Below are 16579 nucleotides of genomic sequence, written 5' to 3'. Positions count from 1 at the left end.
TGGATCGGAGTTATTTTCAAATGATGATTCATGTAGTTTACAATCAGAGGTAACTTTTACTTCAGATGGTGCAACAGATTATTACATTATGATAGAAGGTTTTGGTAGTAACTCAGGTGATTATACATTAGCTGTAAGTTGCGAAACACCAGATCCGTGTAATAATGGACAATTACCAGATTATGTATGGACTGGAGCTATGAATTCAGATTGGGAAAATGCAAGTAACTGGCAAGGTAATGTAGGACCAGGATTATCAATGAATTCTAATGCAACTATTCCTATGGGTGTACCAAACTATCCAGTTATAACTTCAGGTCAAGAGCTGTATGTAAGTGAATGCTCAACAGTAACAGTAGATAACGGTGCATCATTAAGAGTAAATTCTAATGCTGTAGTTAGAAATGACGGTGTTGTAACCAATAATGGTACTACCACTTTTAAATCTGATGCTAATGGATCTGCTTATATTGGTTCTGGTATCGGTATGTTTGTAGGTGATTTTACGGTAGAACGTTATATACCTGCAAAGAGAGCTTACCGTCAATTAGGTTCGCCTGTAACAACAAACACACCTATATCTGACAACTGGCAACAAGATACACACATTACAGGACCTGCTGGTAATACTGACGGTTTTGATGTTACAGAAACAGGTAACCCTTCAGCGTATATTTTTGACAATGTAGGCTATTTATATGAGGAATTAGAGAATACTAATGCTACTAATTTATTACCTGGTACTATGTATCATATTCTAATTAGAGGTGATAGAACTACTGACTTAACAAATAATAATGCTACACCATCTGAAACCACATTACGTGCTACAGGTGAGTTAACAGCAGAAAATATTGGTGGTCAGATGATATCGGTTAATGTACCAGAGCAAAGATTTATTGCTGTTGGTAATCCTTTCCAGTCTAAAATTGATATGGACGCAGTACTTACAACAGGTTCTGTTAATATTAGTCCTAATTTCTACTGGGTTTGGGATCCAACTCTTGGGGAAAGAGGTGCTTATACAGCTGTATTAGCTTCTTCAGGTATTGCTTCGTCAGCAGATTCTGACGCAGATCAATTTTTACAAGCAGGTCAAGCAGGATGGGTTTATACAGCAGGTGCAGGTGCGTCGTCTGTAAACTTTACACAAGCAAGTAAAAATACAGCAGGATCTGAAACAGCAGTGTTTAGAGATGCTAGCGATATGGTTAGTCAAGGACAATTACGTTTATCTTTATATGAAAGTAATGCTTTAGCTAATAATGGCTCTGCAGCGGATGGTGTGTTAATATTATTTGATACTAATGGAAATAATAATATTGATGCAAATGATGCACCTAATATCACTAACTTAGATGAGAATTTTGCCACTAATAATAATGGTGTATTACTTAGTATTGAGAATAGAGCTGCACCACAAGATGCAGAAGAAATTCAGTTAGAGATTAATACATATAGAAATACAAATTATACTATTGTAGCAGAAGGAATATCATTACAAGGCGCAACACCGTATTTATATGATAATTATACTGGTGTGTATACAGAAATTCCTATGAGTGGATCAGTTAACTATAACTACTCTGTAGATGAAGGTATTTCTGCTTCAATCTCAGGAGACCGCTTTAAGGTTGTATTTGTTCAGACTACCTTATCAAATAGTAACTTTGATATTGAAAGTGTTAAGTTGTATCCAAACCCAACTAACTTAGGTAAGTTCTATTTAAATGTTCCATTAGGAATGGATGACTTAGAAATTACAATCTATGATGTATTAGGTAATAAGTTATATGAAGAATCTGGATTTAACGCAGGTAGTAGAATAACAGTTGAAACAGGTTCTACAACATTTAGTATGGGAACTTATTTTGTAGAACTGAGTTCTAAAGGTAAAACAACAACTAAAAAGTTAATTATTAATTAAAAAATAAATTAAAATGAAGAATTCAAAAAATAGAATTTTAAAGACCATTAGTACTGTGGCTGTTGTTTTCGCAATAGCAATTACAACAAATTTAAATGCTCAAGGTCCTCCTGGCGGATCTACTGACACACAAGATGCTATACCTTTAGATGGAGGGCTAGTAGCTCTAGTTATAGGTGCAGCAGCATTTGGAGTGAAAAAATTACGTGATAATTTGAAATAGTGTGATAAAGCTTAAATCTTTATTAAGCGACATTCCATTACCAATAAGGCTTTTTTTAGGAAAAGCCTTATTGTTTTTTGTCGTTTGGAAAATAATATATATTGGATTTTTATTAGATTCAAAAGTTTTGGATCATCCATTAACTACACATGTTGGAGATGCATCGGTGAAGGTGTTAAATGAATGGAGTTCAATGTCTAACTTCAAGTCTGTTAGAGAAGAAAGTACAACAGTGTATGAAGGAGAATATACTACGGGTTTAGTTTCTCAAATATATCACAATGGTAAAAAAGTTTTATCTATAGCCGATTTATGTAATGGATTAGAATTGATAGTTTTATATATAGGTTTTATAATATGTATGCCTTCTTCATTTTGGAGAAAAGTACGCTACATTATAATAGGTGCTATATTACTAGATATTGTTAATATAGGTAGGTGTATAGCTTTAATACATTTGCGTGAATATTATCATTATTATTTCGATATTGCACATAAATATATATTTAATGTTACGGTGTATTCAGTTACGTTTTTAATATGGATAGTTTACACTCGAAAAATTCATTTAAATAATGAAACTATACAAGTCAGATAAGATCCGTTTTATAATGGGGCTTATTATTATTTTTATTCTATATTCTTGTTATTATATTTTTATTGCAGAACAAAGAGATACTGCAATGTTGCCAAGAAAGTTAAGGCACTTTATTAGTTTGTTGTTTACTATTGCGGTTTATTTTGCTGGAACGTATCATTTAGGTAAACTCAAGGTAACATGGATGGCAACGATTTGGCATGTAGTACATATAGGAGGATTATGTATTATTACTTCTATAGGATTGTTTGATTGGTTATTTTTAGAAGGAAAAGCAATACCAAGGTTAAGTATTTTTGCTAGAACAATTCAAGAGTTGTTAATATCTCCAATTTTATATGTGGCTATGGGATTACTTAATAAATCCTTGAATACCCAAAGTAAATAGTATTTTACTATTTCATAGATTTAAACAAAAAAGTAAAATTCTTCAGAAAATGATACAGTGACTAATCTGTATTTTACTGAAGAATTTTACTTTTTTTAATTATCCTAGTTTTTAGTTTAGGTAATTGTAAATCAGAGATAAATTAATTCTATTGATTGAAATCTCTATTCTTTTCTGCTGTTAATTCAGCAATCTTACAAATTACTTCTACAGCTTTTTGAATACTCTCTACAGGTACATACTCATAACGTCCGTGAAAGTTATGACCACCAGCAAAAATATTAGGACAAGGTAAACCCATATATGATAACTGAGAACCGTCTGTACCACCTCTAATTGGTTTTATTAAAGGTTTAATATCTAGAGATTTCATGGCTTCTTCTGCAATATCTACAATGTGCATTACAGGTTCAACCTTTTCTTTCATATTAAAGTATTGGTCTTTAATTTCGATCTCAAAGATTTCAGCTTCAAATTTAGTATTTAAGTCTTGAGTAATTTTTTCCATTAAGGATTTACGTGCCTCAAACTTATCCTTATCATGATCTCTTATAATATATTGTAGTATAGTTTCTTCAACTTTACCTTCAATATTATGTAAGTGAAAGAAACCTTCATAACCTTCGGTATGCTCTGGAGTTTCTAATCTAGGTAATGCATTAATAAACTCTGTTGCATAATACATAGAGTTTATCATTTTGCCTTTGGCATAACCAGGATGTACTATTTTTCCTTTTACTTTAATCTTAGCGCCTGCGGCATTAAAATTTTCATATTCTAATTCGCCAACTTGGCTTCCGTCCATGGTGTAAGCCCAATCAGCACCAAACTTTTCAACATCAAACTTATGTGCACCTCTGCCTATTTCTTCATCTGGAGTAAAACCAACTTTTATGTCTCCATGTTTTATTTCAGGATGGTTAATTAGGTATTCCATAGCTGTAACTATTTCAGTAATACCAGCTTTGTCATCTGCACCTAAAAGTGTTGTGCCATCTGTTGTTATTAGGGTTTGCCCTTTATAGAGTAGTAAATCTTCAAAATAATCTGGAGATAATACTATATTTTCTTCTGCATTTAAGATAATGTCTGTACCATCATAATCTTTAACAATTTGAGGGTTTACATTAGCTCCTGTAAAATCTGGAGAGGTATCAAAATGTGATATGAATCCAATAGTTGGTACATCATGTTCTACATTACTAGGTAAAGTTGCCATGATATATGCATTATCATCTATAGTAACGTTACTCATACCAATGGCTTTTAATTCTTCAACCAGTTTATTGGCTAAATCCCATTGTTTTTCTGTACTTGGCGTTGTGTTAGAGTTTGGGTCAGATTCAGTATCTATTGTGATGTAGCTTATAAAGCGATCTATAATATGCTGCATGTGTCTATTTTGTTATAAAAATTATAATTTAAATGTTACAACAGGAAGTCTTGAGTGGTTTACTAAATCTTCAGAAATACTTCCTCCAAAGAAATGACTTAAACCTGTTCTACCATGTGTAATTATGGCAACAGCATTAGCATTTTCTCTTCTAGCATGGTTAAGTACACCATCTTCAACTGAGTGGTCTGCAGCGTAAGCTATGTTCAATCCTTTGTCTTCTAATTGTGCTAGTTTTAAAAATTCAGATGTTTGTTCGTTAATTTCATCTGTACTCATAAAACTTAAGTTAGGAAGATTAACGTGTAATAGCGTTACTTTTTCTGCTAATTCATTTAATAATTCTAACGCATTTTTTGTAGCAGGAATACTTTCTTCTTTAAAGTCACAACCAAGTACTATATTGCTATAGTTAACTGTATTAGGTTTAGATTTTACAACCAGTACAGGTGTATCACTATAACGAACTACTTTTTCTGTATTAGAACCTGTAAAAATACCATCATGATCACTGTGTCCGCGAGATCCCATTACAATAAGGTCTGCTTTTTCATGACCAGCAACTTCAGCAACTTCTTTTAATACTTTATGGTTTTTAATTAATGGAGTTACGTTAACACCTTCTAAATAAGGTTTATCTAAGAACTCTTCAAAGTTTTTGTTTGTTACCATTAGCATAAATGCTGTTTCTTCATTTCTGGCAGAACTAGAGGCAGAGAAAATAGACTCAGAAAGCTCTAACATATGCATTACAATTAATTCAGCATCATATTGTTTTGCTAATGCAGCTCCAGTTTCTAAAGCATACTCAGAATATTTAGAAAAATCTACAGGTATTATAATTCTTTTCATGTTTTTTGTTTAATTAGTTAATGCTCAAAGTTAATAATTTGATTCGTTAAAAATAATGATAAATGACAGTTTAAATTTTAAAATATAGTGAAGATTAAAATGAATTTTAAATTTAGAATTTTCAATCTTTGAATTGATTAGATTCTTATTTTTGCATAGCAAAACTCTTTATCATGTATAAAGCAATAATACGACCAATTCTTTTCTGTTTCGATCCAGAAAAAGTACATCACTTTACATTTTCATTAATAAGAACAATTTTTAAAATTCCTGGTTTTAAAAGTCTGTTTAGAAGCCTATATTTGGTTGAAGATCCTCGTCTTGAACGTGAATTATTTGGGTTAAAATTTAAAAATCCTGTAGGTTTAGCCGCTGGTTTTGATAAAAATGCGGTTTTGTATAATGAACTTTCAAATTTTGGTTTCGGTTTTGTAGAAATAGGAACTGTGACACCAAAGGGACAAGTTGGTAATCCAAAACAGCGTTTATTTAGGCTTAAAGAAGATAAAGGTATTATAAACCGAATGGGTTTTAATAACGAAGGTCTTAAAGCTGCTATAACACAATTAAAGAAAAACAAAGGGCAATTAATCATTGGTGGTAATATTGGAAAGAACACACAGACCAAACCCGAAGATTACACAAAAGATTATTTAGAGTGTTTTAATGCTTTGCATCCTTACGTAGATTATTTTGTATTAAACGTAAGTTGTCCAAATGTGGGAAGTCACGCTAAATTAAACGATAAAGATTATTTGTTAGAGCTTATTGGAGCTGTTCAAAATGCTAATACAAAATTTGAAAAACAAAAACCAATTCTATTAAAAATTGCACCAGATTTAAATGATGGTCAGCTTGATGAAATTGTAGAATTAGTTAAAGAAACCAATTTAGATGGTGTTATAGCAAGTAATACATCTATAGATCGAAAGGGTTTAAAAACTTCCGATAACCGTTTGTCTGAAATTGGAAATGGTGGATTAAGCGGACAACCTATAAAAGCAAAGTCTACACGTGTTATAAAATATTTAGCAGATAAGAGTAATAAGGCATTTCCAATAATCGGAGTAGGAGGCATTCATTCTGCCGAAGATGCTTTAGAAAAGATAAATGCAGGTGCTGATTTAGTACAAATCTATACAGGTTTTGTTTATGAAGGGCCTCAACTTATTAAGTCTATAAATAAAGCTTTACTAAATAGAAAGTAGTTGAATTTTGAAATACTTATAACATTTATTAGTGCTACAACAGTTTTAGCTTTTTCTCCTGGACCAGATAATATCTATGTTTTGGTACAAAGCATATCTAATGGTAAGGTTTATGGATTGGCTACTGTTTGCGGACTAATTGCAGGATGTATTGTTCATACCACATTATTAGCATTTGGTGTTTCTGCCATTATTAAGGCAAATGACTATGTGTTTTTTACGATAAAGCTATTAGGTGCTCTGTATCTTTTGTATTTAGCTTACAAAGTGTATAAATCTAATGCGCAATTAAATTTAGACTCTGATGAAGTTCCCAAAAAAAGTCTGAAAGCACTTTTTGTTCAAGGATTTTTTATGAATGTGCTTAATCCAAAAGTAACGATTTTCTTTTTAGCTTTTTTTCCTGGATTTTTATTTAGTGAAACCATGAGTACGGTTTGGCAATTTTATATACTTGGTGGTATTTTCATGTTAGTATCTTTTATTGTTTTTTCTTCTATAGCCTTGTTAGCAAGTCAGATTAAACGATTTACAAAGCAACATAATAATTTTGGTTTGATGTTTAAATGGTTGCAAATTGTTGTTTTTATTGGTATTGCTGTTTTCATATTATTATAATGTGCGAAATGTCATATATTTGAATGATGAATAAATCTGTAAAACTTATAGAATGTCCAAGAGATGCCATGCAAGGCATTAAAGATTTTATACCAACCGAAAAAAAAGTACAATACATTCAGTCTTTACTTAGAGTTGGTTTTGATACTATAGATTTTGGAAGTTTTGTATCACCAAAAGCTATTCCGCAAATGGTAGATACAGCAGAAGTTTTAGCACAATTAGATTTAAGCACTACTAAAAGCAAACTTTTGGCAATTATAGCCAATGTTCGTGGAGCTAATGATGCTTCAAAGCATAAAGAGATAGATTATTTAGGCTTTCCGTTTTCGATTTCAGAAAATTTTCAGATGCGTAATACGCATAAAACAATAGCACAATCTGTAATAACATTATCTGAAATACTAGAAATTGCAGACAAAACTAATAAAGAAGTTGTAGTGTACATTTCTATGGGCTTTGGGAATCCTTATGGAGATCCTTGGAATGTAGATATTGTAGGAGAGTGGACCGAAAAGTTAGCTAAGATGGGAGTTAGTATTCTGTCTTTGAGCGACACTATTGGAAGCTCTAACCCAGAAAATATAGATTATCTCTTTTCAAATTTAATCCCTAAATATCCAAATATCGAATTTGGAGCGCATTTGCATACCACACCAACGACTTGGCACGAAAAAGTAGATGCTGCATACAAAGCAGGTTGTCGCAGATTTGATGGTGCTATACAAGGCTTTGGTGGTTGCCCAATGGCAAAAGATGATCTTACAGGTAATATGCCTACCGAAAAAATGCTGTCGTATTTTACACAACAAAAAGCTCATGATCTTAATGCTATGAGCTTTGAGAGTGCTTATAATGAAGCCTCAAAGATTTTTAAGGTATATCATTAAAAATTTACTTTTTTTTAACATTTCCTGTAACATTTTGTAAAGCTAAACTACATATATATTGTATTTTAGTCTTTAATACATTGTTGACATCAAAAAACGTTCGTTTTAATGCTTGATGTTTAATGTTAGCCTTAAACATAAAACTTAAATCTATTGGATTCAATTTTTGACATTGCCTTTTCTTCAGTGAATATCATCTTAAGTATTTTAGTTATTCTACTTATTGTTTATTGGCTGTTTAACATGATTTCGGGTATTGATTTTGATCTAGATGTGGACGTAGATGTGGATATTGATATTGATGCAGACGTAGATGTAGATATAGATGCTGCAACATCTATGACAGATTTAGCTAATGCCGAAATCAATAAAGACGATGTGGTTAAAAACCCATACAAAAAGCTACAGTGGTGGCAAAGCTTATTGTTGTATTTTAATTTTGTTGGCTTGCCATTTATGTTCACGTTTACCTGTTGGATTTTTATTTGGTGGTTATGTACAGTTATTTCAACAAGTGTAACAGAATCTTATAATACTAACTTCGGATACACGTTAATGTTAGCTGGTATTTTACCATCATTATTTTTAACAAAACTGTTTACAACACCTTTTAAAGGCTTTTTTAAAAACCTCAATCCAGATGGTGATGCACCTATTAATTTTATAGGAAGAAAAGGAGTATCGCTATCTAAAATATCTGGAGATAAAATGGGTTCGGTTGAAGTGTTGGTAGATAATAGTCCAATGACTATTTATTCTAAATCCATTGATGGAGAACCTATAACTTATAAACAAGATATATTAATCGTAAAACAAGCCAACGATAAAACTTTTTATTGGGTAACTGTTTTTAAAGAAGAAGCTTTAAACGTCATTGATAATATTGAAGATATAAAACTATAAATAATACAATAACAAATAAATAAAATCAAATAGTAATTATGGAAAACCTCCCACAATTTTTAGGAATAGGTGTCGGACTTATTCTCTTCTTAATTATAATTTACTTTGCAGTAATAGCCTTATTTTACAAAAAAGTACCACAAGGGGAAGCCCTTGTAAGAACTGGTTTTAAAGGTACAAAAGTAGCAACAGACAAAGGACTATATGTCGTACCTGTATTTCATCGCGTTGAGATTATGGATATTTCGGTAAAGAAAATTCAAATAGAGCGTTTGGGAAATGATGGTTTGGTATGTAAAGACAATATGCGTGCAGATATTAAAGTGGCATTTTTTGTTCGTGTAAATAATGAAGTAGAGTTTATTAAAAAAGTGGCACAAACTATTGGCTGTGAGCGAGCATCTCATATTTCAACATTAGAAGAATTATTTGAAGCCAAATTTTCAGAAGCACTTAAAACTGTTGGTAAAAAGTTTGAGTTTGTAGAACTTTATGAAGCACGTCGTGAGTTTAGAGATGAAATAGTTGATATTATTGGTACCGATTTAAATGGTTATACACTAGAAGATTGTGCTATTGATTATCTTGAACAAACACCAGTATCTTTCTTAAAACCAGATAATATTCTAGATGCTGAAGGTATTAAGAAAATTACCGAATTAACTGCAGAGCAAAACGTTAAGGCTAATTTAATTAAACGCGATGAAGAAAAAGTCATCCGTAAGCAAGATGTTGAAGCACGTGAAGCTATTTTAGAATTAGATAAGCAATTAGCCGAAAAAGAAGAACAGCAAAAACGCGAAATTGCAAATATTAAAGCTCGCGAAGAAGCTGAAACCTTAAAAGTAGCTGAAGAAGAGCGTTTAAAATCTGAATCTGCACGTATTTCAACAGAAGAAAAAGTACAAGTCGCAGAAGAGAATAAGCAAAGACAGGTTATTGTAGCCTTAAAAAATAAGCAACGTACAGATGCTGTTGAGACTGAGCGTGTAGAAAAAGACCGTTTATTAGAGGCTACAGAGCGTGAGCGCATTGTAACTCTAGCTCAAATAGAAAAAGACAAGGTCGTTGAGGTAGAAAAGAAGAACATTCAAGATGTTATTAGAGATCGAGTGATGTTAGAGAAAGGTGTGGTTGAAGAGCAAGAAAATATGAAAGATATTGAAGCCTTTAAGACCGCTGATCGTGAGAAGCAAGTAAAAATTACTATTGCAGAAGCTAGTGCAGAAGAGGCGTTGATTAAAACTATAAAACAAGCCGAAGCACAAAAAGAAGCTGCTAAACAAAAAGCTGAGGAAATTAATATTGAAGCACAAGCACAAAAAGAAGCAAGCGAAAAAGAAGCAGAAGCTCGTAAAACTCTTGCCGAAGCTAAAGCTAAAGAAGAAGCAACTATTGGTATGTCTGAAGCACAAGTTATGCATGCCAAAGCAGATGCTAATGAGCGTCAAGGATTAGTAGAAGCCACAATTATTGAAAAGAAAGCCAGAGCAGAAGCTTCTGGTATAGAAGCTAAAGCAGACGCGATTAAAAAAGAAGGTTTAGCCGAAGCGCAAGTTATTAAGGAGAAGGCTTTAGCAGATGCAGCCGGAATTGAAGAAAAAGCAGAAGCTATGAAGAAACTTGATGGTGTTGGTAAAGAACACGAAGAGTTTAAACTACGCTTAGAAAAAGAATTACAAGTAGATTTAGCACAAATTAATATTCAAAAAGATATTGCAGATGCACAAGCACAGGTTATTGGAGATGCGCTTAAAGCAGCTAATATTGATATTGTTGGTGGTGAAACCATGTTCTTCGATCAAATTATAGGACAAATTACTAAGGCTAAAGGTTTTGATCGTTTAGTACAGCATAGTGATAATATTCAAGATGTAAAAGATGCCATTTTAGGAAGTGAAGATGTTAAGGGAAATCTTTTAGAAAAGGTTAAGGATTTTGCTGACAAATATGGTATCTCATCAGAAGATATTAAAAACTTAAGCGTAGCTAATTTGTTGTTAGATTTAAGACAAAAAGCAACTTCTACAGATGATGCTAATTTGTTTACCAATTTATTTAATTTGGCAAAAGGTTTAGGCTTATCAGATAATAAGTTGTCTTAATTTATTGAGACCTCGCAGGTTTCTGAAACCTGTGAGGGATAATCGAATTAGTTTTTTTGGTGGCAAAAAGAATAGTCATTTTAATTTTTTTTATTGGCCTTATATTTTTTGTGGATTATATATTTTCCAAAAAAGAATACTCAAATGGTATTTTAATTAGAAAAATATATTCAGATAAATTAATTCCGTATGGAAACAATAGAAATGGTCACAACATTAGAAGTACGAGAAGGGTTCACGATCCAAATGGGTATGTTTTTTATATTTCAAGTGCTTTAAATAATGAAATAAAAATAACAACCAATGTTGATACCTATACATTTTCTCATGAAGGCGATTCTGTATATTATAGTGTTTTAAGAGGCTGTATTTTTAATAGGATTTATAAATCATCAATTATTAAAATGGTAATCAATAAAGAAAACAGAAAGAAATTTAGAGATAGAAATTTGAGTCCATTTGAAAAGCTATTAAAAGATAACAAGAATCGAAATTAATTTTTGAATAGAAGAAACCTCTGAGGTTTAAAAACTTCATCACCTATATGGAAAACCAAAACAACCAACAACAACTCGATGGTGGTACCTATGAGATTATTCAAGGGAGATTACAAAAGCAAAAAAGCGAACTATTAACACGTTTATCCGAGCTAAATAGTGCACGCAAAACAGTTTTTGGTAATGTTGAAACTAAGCTTATAGCCAACAATCGTATTAATACAGAAAATAGTTGTATTGCTAGAGATATTGTTACAATAGGAAATAGATGTTTGTTTGGTTATAATGTTCACTTTGGTTTAAGAACTGGTATAACACTTGCAGATGTATTTAGTATTTACACCTATGAGGATGGGCACTTTAATATAGAATCGCTTCAACCTTTAGAAGACGAAATTTTTATTAACGACTTTACCAATCTTTATAAATATTATAGAAATACGGTATTTTCAAAATTCGCTATTGTTGGTAATTATCTGCATATGGTGTTTCAGTTAAGTGAAAGTCCAACAGATATAAAAACCTTTAAATGGCTTATTAACGATGGAACTCTTCAGTATGTAGATAACCGAAGTGAGCACGAGTTTAAATTCCCTAATCAACATGAGTTTAATTGGCAAACACCAACAAGAGACCATCATGTGTATGGTGAGCATCCACATGTTTCAATTTTAGACAAGGTTTTTGTAGAAACTATTGGAGGTGATTTAACCATTAAAATAGAAGATAATACAGATGATGGGAAAGGGATTTACAGCGAACCAGTAGCATTGGTAGATCAAACTTTAGATGATGGTCAATACAGATATGCAGATTTAGGTAACCTAATTGCATTAGAAATAAAACCATTTCAAGAAGAACCACGTTATTTTGTGTACAATCACAAAATACAAGATGTTAAAAAAATAGACAGTATTGCTGATGCCTGTGTATTGTTACCAGACGATCATGGTATTATTTTTTCCGATGGTTATTATCTACAATCTGGAGATTATAAAATTTTTGATAATGGCATATCAGAAGTAAAATTTAAAAAGAAAGTAAGCTCACCTAATGGTGAAGATTTTCTTTATGTGTTTTACGAAAGCCAAAAAGGGTTGTACATTCTTATGTCGTACAACGTTATAGAGCAAGAGGTGAAAACGCCTATTGTTTGTAACGGTTATACCATATTAAGTGGTGGTGAATTATGCTATTTTAAAACCGAAGACGAGCAAACGAAACACCATGTTATTCAGATTTGGCAAACACCATTTATTAAAGGAAATGTAATTCCATCTGAACATACAGATACTTTATTATACAAAATAGGAAACAAGGATATTGTAAAAGCCATGGCAGAAAGCCAAGGATTAATTACACTTTTAAACAAAGAAGATAGTTACGATGGTTTGTACGATGATATTGCAAAGTTTTCTAATGATATTTTAAACAGTTATTACTGGATAAACGAACCAGAAACATTTCTGTTAAACGAACCGTTAAAAGCCATTAATGATGCTGCCAATACAGCCATAGATGAGTTTGAAAAAGTTGTACAGTTAAGAAAAACAGCAGCCAATACAACTAAAGAGACTCAAGAAAAAGCAGATGCAATTTTTGGTAAAATAAAAAGCAGTTCGTTTAAATCTATTGAAGATTTTGTTTTGGTGTTATCGCAACTAAGAACACTTAGAGGAGAAGTTATTGGACTTAATGATATCCGTTATATTGATTCTAGTTTTATAACGACTTTAGAAGAAGAGATTGTTGATAAAACAGATAAAATTTCTGAACGTTGTGTGCAATTTTTGCTTAACGATAAGGCACTACAGCCTTATCATAAGCGAGTTGACGAAAAACAAACCGAACTAGGGAATATTAGTAAGGTTATTAATGCTAAAGCCTTAGAAACAGAGGTTAATCAGATTGCTGCAGACTTAGAAATGCTCATTGATATTGTTTCTAATTTAAATATAGAAGATGCTTCGCATACCACACAAATCATTGATAATATTTCTCTCATTTTTGCTACTATAAATCAGCTAAAAGCAGGTTTAAAAAATAAAATAAAATCACTAGGTAAAACGGAAGCTTCGGCAGAGTTTACTGCTCAATTGAAATTGGTAGATCAAAGTATTATCAATTATTTAGATATTGCTACTACACCTGAAAAAACCGACGAGCTTTTAAACAAAGTGTCTGTTCAATTAGAAGATTTAGAAGGAAGATTTGCAGATTTTGAAACTTTTATTGCTCAGATTATTGAAAAAAGAGAAGAGGTTTACAATGCTTTTGAAGCTCGTAAAAATGGTCTGGTCGAAGCACGTAACAAAAAAGCAATCACTTTAGAATCTGCTGCTAAACGTATTTTAAAAGGGGTATCTAAAAAGGCAATGAGCTTTAAAACTTCAGCTGAAATTAATGGGTATTTTGCGTCAGATATAATGATTAATAAGCTGAGGGATATTATTGACAGTTTACAAGAATTAGAAGATCCTGGTAAAGCAGAAGCTATTGAAACAGCTTTAAAAGTGGCTAAAGAAGATGCTTTAAGAAAACTAAAAGACACTCAAGATTTATACGAAGATGGTGAAACAGTTATAAAACTGGGTAAGCATAAATTTGGTGTTAACAAGCAAGTTTTAGACCTCACTATTGTTTATAAAGATGATACATTAAAATATCATTTAACAGGAACTGATTTTTACCAATCTATAACAGATAAAACTTTAATTAACTCACAAAAGTACTGGAATCAAGAGTTAATTTCAGAAAACAATGAGGTCTATCGCTCTGCATATTTAGCATTTAAATTATTTACAAGAACTGCTGATGTTTCAACCTTAAATAACGACGAATTAACAGAAATTGTTAAGATAGAAAGTAGTAAGCAATATGCTGAAGGTTACGTTAAAGGTGTTCATGATGAAGATGCATTAAAAATTTTAAAAACCTTAATAACTAAGCATAGAGATTTAGGCTTATTACGATTTGACCCTAAAGTTAGGGCTTTTGGTCAATTTTTTTGGAATGCTTTAGATGAAAACACTAAATCAGATTGGAATAAAAAAATAAAAGCATCAGGTGAAGTTTTAGATACGTTTCCAGAAAGTAAAACTTATGCTACAGTTATAAATAGCTTAGCACAAACTATAAAGACATCAGAGCTATATAATCTTGTAGATGTTAATAATGAGGAAGGAAAAGTAGCATCTTATATATTTGAAGAGCTAAAGCATAATAATAATTTTTGTGTTAGTAAAACAGCAAAAGAGATACATGATAAATTCATAAAAGCGTTAGAGCATAAAAATGCTTTAAACAGTTTTAGAGCAGGTATTAATTCAGCACTTGGAGATTCAAAAATAACAAGTAATGCTTTAGAATTGGCGGTACAATGGGTAAGTGCTTTTGTCAACTTTGAAAATGCTAATTACAACTCATATATCTATGAGGTTGTAGCACTTGTGTTATTTAAATTTGAAGCACAATCAGATGTTATTCAAATTAGTCCAGATGAAACAATTTCAGATTTAAAAGGCAGTCACCCTACAATTCACGAGGGTAATTTTGAGTTTAATTATCATGAATTTATAGAACAACTTGATGAATTTTATAATGAGGAAGTGCCTGCATTTTATGCTTATAGAGATGCTAAGCATCAGGTTACTGAAAGTTTAAAATCACAATTAAAACTCGAAACATTTAAGCCTAGAGTATTGTCATCTTTTGTAAGAAACAAGCTTATAGATAAAGTATATTTGCCATTATTTGGAGATAACCTATCTAAACAATTAGGTACTGTTGGAGATAACAAACGTACTGATAGAATGGGTATGTTATTATTGGTATCTCCTCCAGGTTATGGTAAAACCACCTTAATGGAATACTTAGCCAACCGTTTGGGCCTTATTTTTATGAAAATTAATGGACCAGCAATTGGTCATGAAGTGACTTCTGTAGACCCATTAACAGCTAACAATTCTGCTGCACGCGAAGAATTAAATAAGCTCAACCTTGCTTTTGAAATGGGAAATAATGTAATGTTGTATTTGGATGATATACAACATTGTAATCCTGAATTTTTACAAAAATTTATTTCACTTGCAGATGGTACCCGAAAAATTGAAGGTGTCTATAATGGTGAACCTCGGACTTATGATTTTAGAAGCAAGCGTTTTTGTGTAATAATGGCTGGGAACCCTTACACAGAAAGTGGAGAGAAATTTCAAATTCCAGATATGTTAGCTAATAGAGCTGATATCTATAATTTAGGTGATATTATTGGTGATACTGCAGATTTGTTTAAACTGAGTTTAATTGAAAATGCCTTAACCTCAAATCCTATTTTACATCAATTAAGTAGTAAATCTTTTGATGATATATATCAGCTCATTGAAGCTGTAGAATCTGGAAATACAGAAGGTTTAGCCCTAAAAGGCAATCATACCAAACAAGATGTACAAGAATATTTAGCAGTTTTAGATAAAGTGATAACTATAAGGAACACAGTTTTAAAGGTTAATGAAACTTATATAAAATCTGCAGCTATGGATGATAGTTATCGTACAGAACCATCGTTTAAGCTTCAAGGTTCATATAGAGATATGAATAAACTTGTAGCTAAGGTTGTGCCAATTATGAATAACAAAGAATTAGAAACACTTTTATTGTCGCATTACGAAAGCGAATCACAAACCCTTACTAGTGCTGCCGAAGCTAACTTGTTAAAGTATAAAGAACTTACCAAAACAATTAGTAATACAGATCTTCAACGTTGGCAAACGATTAAAGAAACCTTTGTAAAGAATAATAAACTTAAAGGTTTTGGTAATAAAAATGAAATGGCTCAGGTACTTGGACAAATGATGCAGTTTAGTGAACACTTAGAAGGTATTAAAGAGGCTTTAAAACAAGGACTAAAAGAATAGTTGAGGATAAAGAAATAGAATAGTTATTTCAATTTATAAAAAAGAAAGAAGCTCAAAAACAAAA

Annotated in this window: 13 protein-coding genes; 11 read left to right on the top strand and 2 right to left on the bottom strand. The window is 31.7% G+C overall.

Going from position 1 to position 16579, the window contains the following annotated elements:
• The 4 genes from N4A42_RS02055 to N4A42_RS02040 all read left to right on the top strand — a co-directional run.
• A partial coding sequence (locus tag N4A42_RS02055; RefSeq protein WP_294069173.1) for a T9SS type A sorting domain-containing protein occupies positions 1-1927 on the top strand: 1927 nt, incomplete at its 5' end.
• Positions 1928-1940: 13 nt separating this feature from the next.
• Positions 1941-2150, top strand: a complete 210-nt coding sequence (locus N4A42_RS02050) for a PID-CTERM protein-sorting domain-containing protein (RefSeq protein ID WP_294069170.1) — start codon at positions 1941-1943, stop codon at positions 2148-2150.
• Position 2151: 1 nt separating this feature from the next.
• Positions 2152-2748 carry an archaeosortase/exosortase family protein gene (locus N4A42_RS02045; protein ID WP_294069167.1) on the top strand — a complete coding sequence of 199 codons (597 nt, stop codon included), beginning with the start codon at positions 2152-2154 and terminating at the stop codon, positions 2746-2748.
• A complete protein-coding gene (locus N4A42_RS02040; RefSeq protein ID WP_294069164.1) occupies positions 2726-3136 on the top strand; it encodes a hypothetical protein in 411 nt (136 codons plus the stop codon). The genes N4A42_RS02045 and N4A42_RS02040 overlap by 23 nt, the downstream gene beginning before the upstream one ends.
• Positions 3137-3284: 148 nt before the next feature.
• On the opposite strand, the gene pepT is transcribed toward N4A42_RS02040, so the two are convergent.
• Complete coding sequence (pepT, locus tag N4A42_RS02035; protein WP_294069161.1) at positions 3285-4529, bottom strand: peptidase T; 1245 nt, start codon at positions 4527-4529, stop codon at positions 3285-3287.
• A 21-nt stretch (positions 4530-4550) separates the two neighbouring features.
• A complete protein-coding gene (locus tag N4A42_RS02030; RefSeq protein ID WP_294069158.1) occupies positions 4551-5381 on the bottom strand; it encodes a universal stress protein in 831 nt (276 codons plus the stop codon).
• Between the two features lie 173 nt (positions 5382-5554).
• On the opposite strand from N4A42_RS02030, the gene N4A42_RS02025 reads away from it, so the two are divergent.
• The 7 genes from N4A42_RS02025 (at position 5555) to N4A42_RS01995 (ending at position 16515) form a co-directional block, all read left to right on the top strand.
• The gene (locus N4A42_RS02025; protein ID WP_294069155.1) at positions 5555-6589 is read left to right on the top strand and encodes a quinone-dependent dihydroorotate dehydrogenase; all 1035 of its coding nucleotides are present in this window, start codon (positions 5555-5557) and stop codon (positions 6587-6589) included.
• Entirely contained in the window at positions 6590-7207 is a 618-nt protein-coding gene (locus N4A42_RS02020; protein WP_294069151.1) for a LysE family translocator, read from the top strand.
• Between the two features lie 26 nt (positions 7208-7233).
• On the top strand, positions 7234-8097 hold the full coding sequence (locus tag N4A42_RS02015) for a hydroxymethylglutaryl-CoA lyase (protein WP_294069176.1): 864 nt from the start codon (positions 7234-7236) through the stop codon (positions 8095-8097).
• A gap of 153 nt (positions 8098-8250) precedes the next feature.
• A complete protein-coding gene (locus N4A42_RS02010; RefSeq protein ID WP_294069148.1) occupies positions 8251-9000 on the top strand; it encodes a hypothetical protein in 750 nt (249 codons plus the stop codon).
• A 38-nt stretch (positions 9001-9038) separates the two neighbouring features.
• Positions 9039-11105 (top strand): flotillin family protein, encoded by a 2067-nt coding sequence (locus N4A42_RS02005; protein ID WP_294069145.1) that lies wholly within the window; start codon positions 9039-9041, stop codon positions 11103-11105.
• A 110-nt stretch (positions 11106-11215) separates the two neighbouring features.
• On the top strand, positions 11216-11602 hold the full coding sequence (locus N4A42_RS02000; RefSeq protein WP_294069142.1) for a hypothetical protein: 387 nt from the start codon (positions 11216-11218) through the stop codon (positions 11600-11602).
• A gap of 47 nt (positions 11603-11649) precedes the next feature.
• Entirely contained in the window at positions 11650-16515 is a 4866-nt protein-coding gene (locus N4A42_RS01995) for a DNA repair ATPase (RefSeq protein ID WP_294069139.1), read from the top strand.
• The last annotated feature ends 64 nt before the right edge of the window (positions 16516-16579 follow it).

This window comes from Winogradskyella sp. (genome assembly GCF_025210595.1).
Lineage (GTDB): Bacteria > Bacteroidota > Bacteroidia > Flavobacteriales > Flavobacteriaceae > Winogradskyella.
This window is presented reverse-complemented; position numbering and strand designations above follow the sequence as displayed.

Coding starts and splice junctions, on each gene's coding strand:
- N4A42_RS02005 (WP_294069145.1), top strand. CDS start 9,039: ATGGAAAACCTCCCACAATTTTTAGGAATAGGTGTCGGACTTATTCTC.
- N4A42_RS02025 (WP_294069155.1), top strand. CDS start 5,555: ATGTATAAAGCAATAATACGACCAATTCTTTTCTGTTTCGATCCAGAA.
- N4A42_RS02030 (WP_294069158.1), bottom strand. CDS start 5,381: ATGAAAAGAATTATAATACCTGTAGATTTTTCTAAATATTCTGAGTAT.
- N4A42_RS02050 (WP_294069170.1), top strand. CDS start 1,941: ATGAAGAATTCAAAAAATAGAATTTTAAAGACCATTAGTACTGTGGCT.
- N4A42_RS02040 (WP_294069164.1), top strand. CDS start 2,726: ATGAAACTATACAAGTCAGATAAGATCCGTTTTATAATGGGGCTTATT.
- N4A42_RS02015 (WP_294069176.1), top strand. CDS start 7,234: ATGAATAAATCTGTAAAACTTATAGAATGTCCAAGAGATGCCATGCAA.
- N4A42_RS01995 (WP_294069139.1), top strand. CDS start 11,650: ATGGAAAACCAAAACAACCAACAACAACTCGATGGTGGTACCTATGAG.
- pepT (WP_294069161.1), bottom strand. CDS start 4,529: ATGCAGCATATTATAGATCGCTTTATAAGCTACATCACAATAGATACT.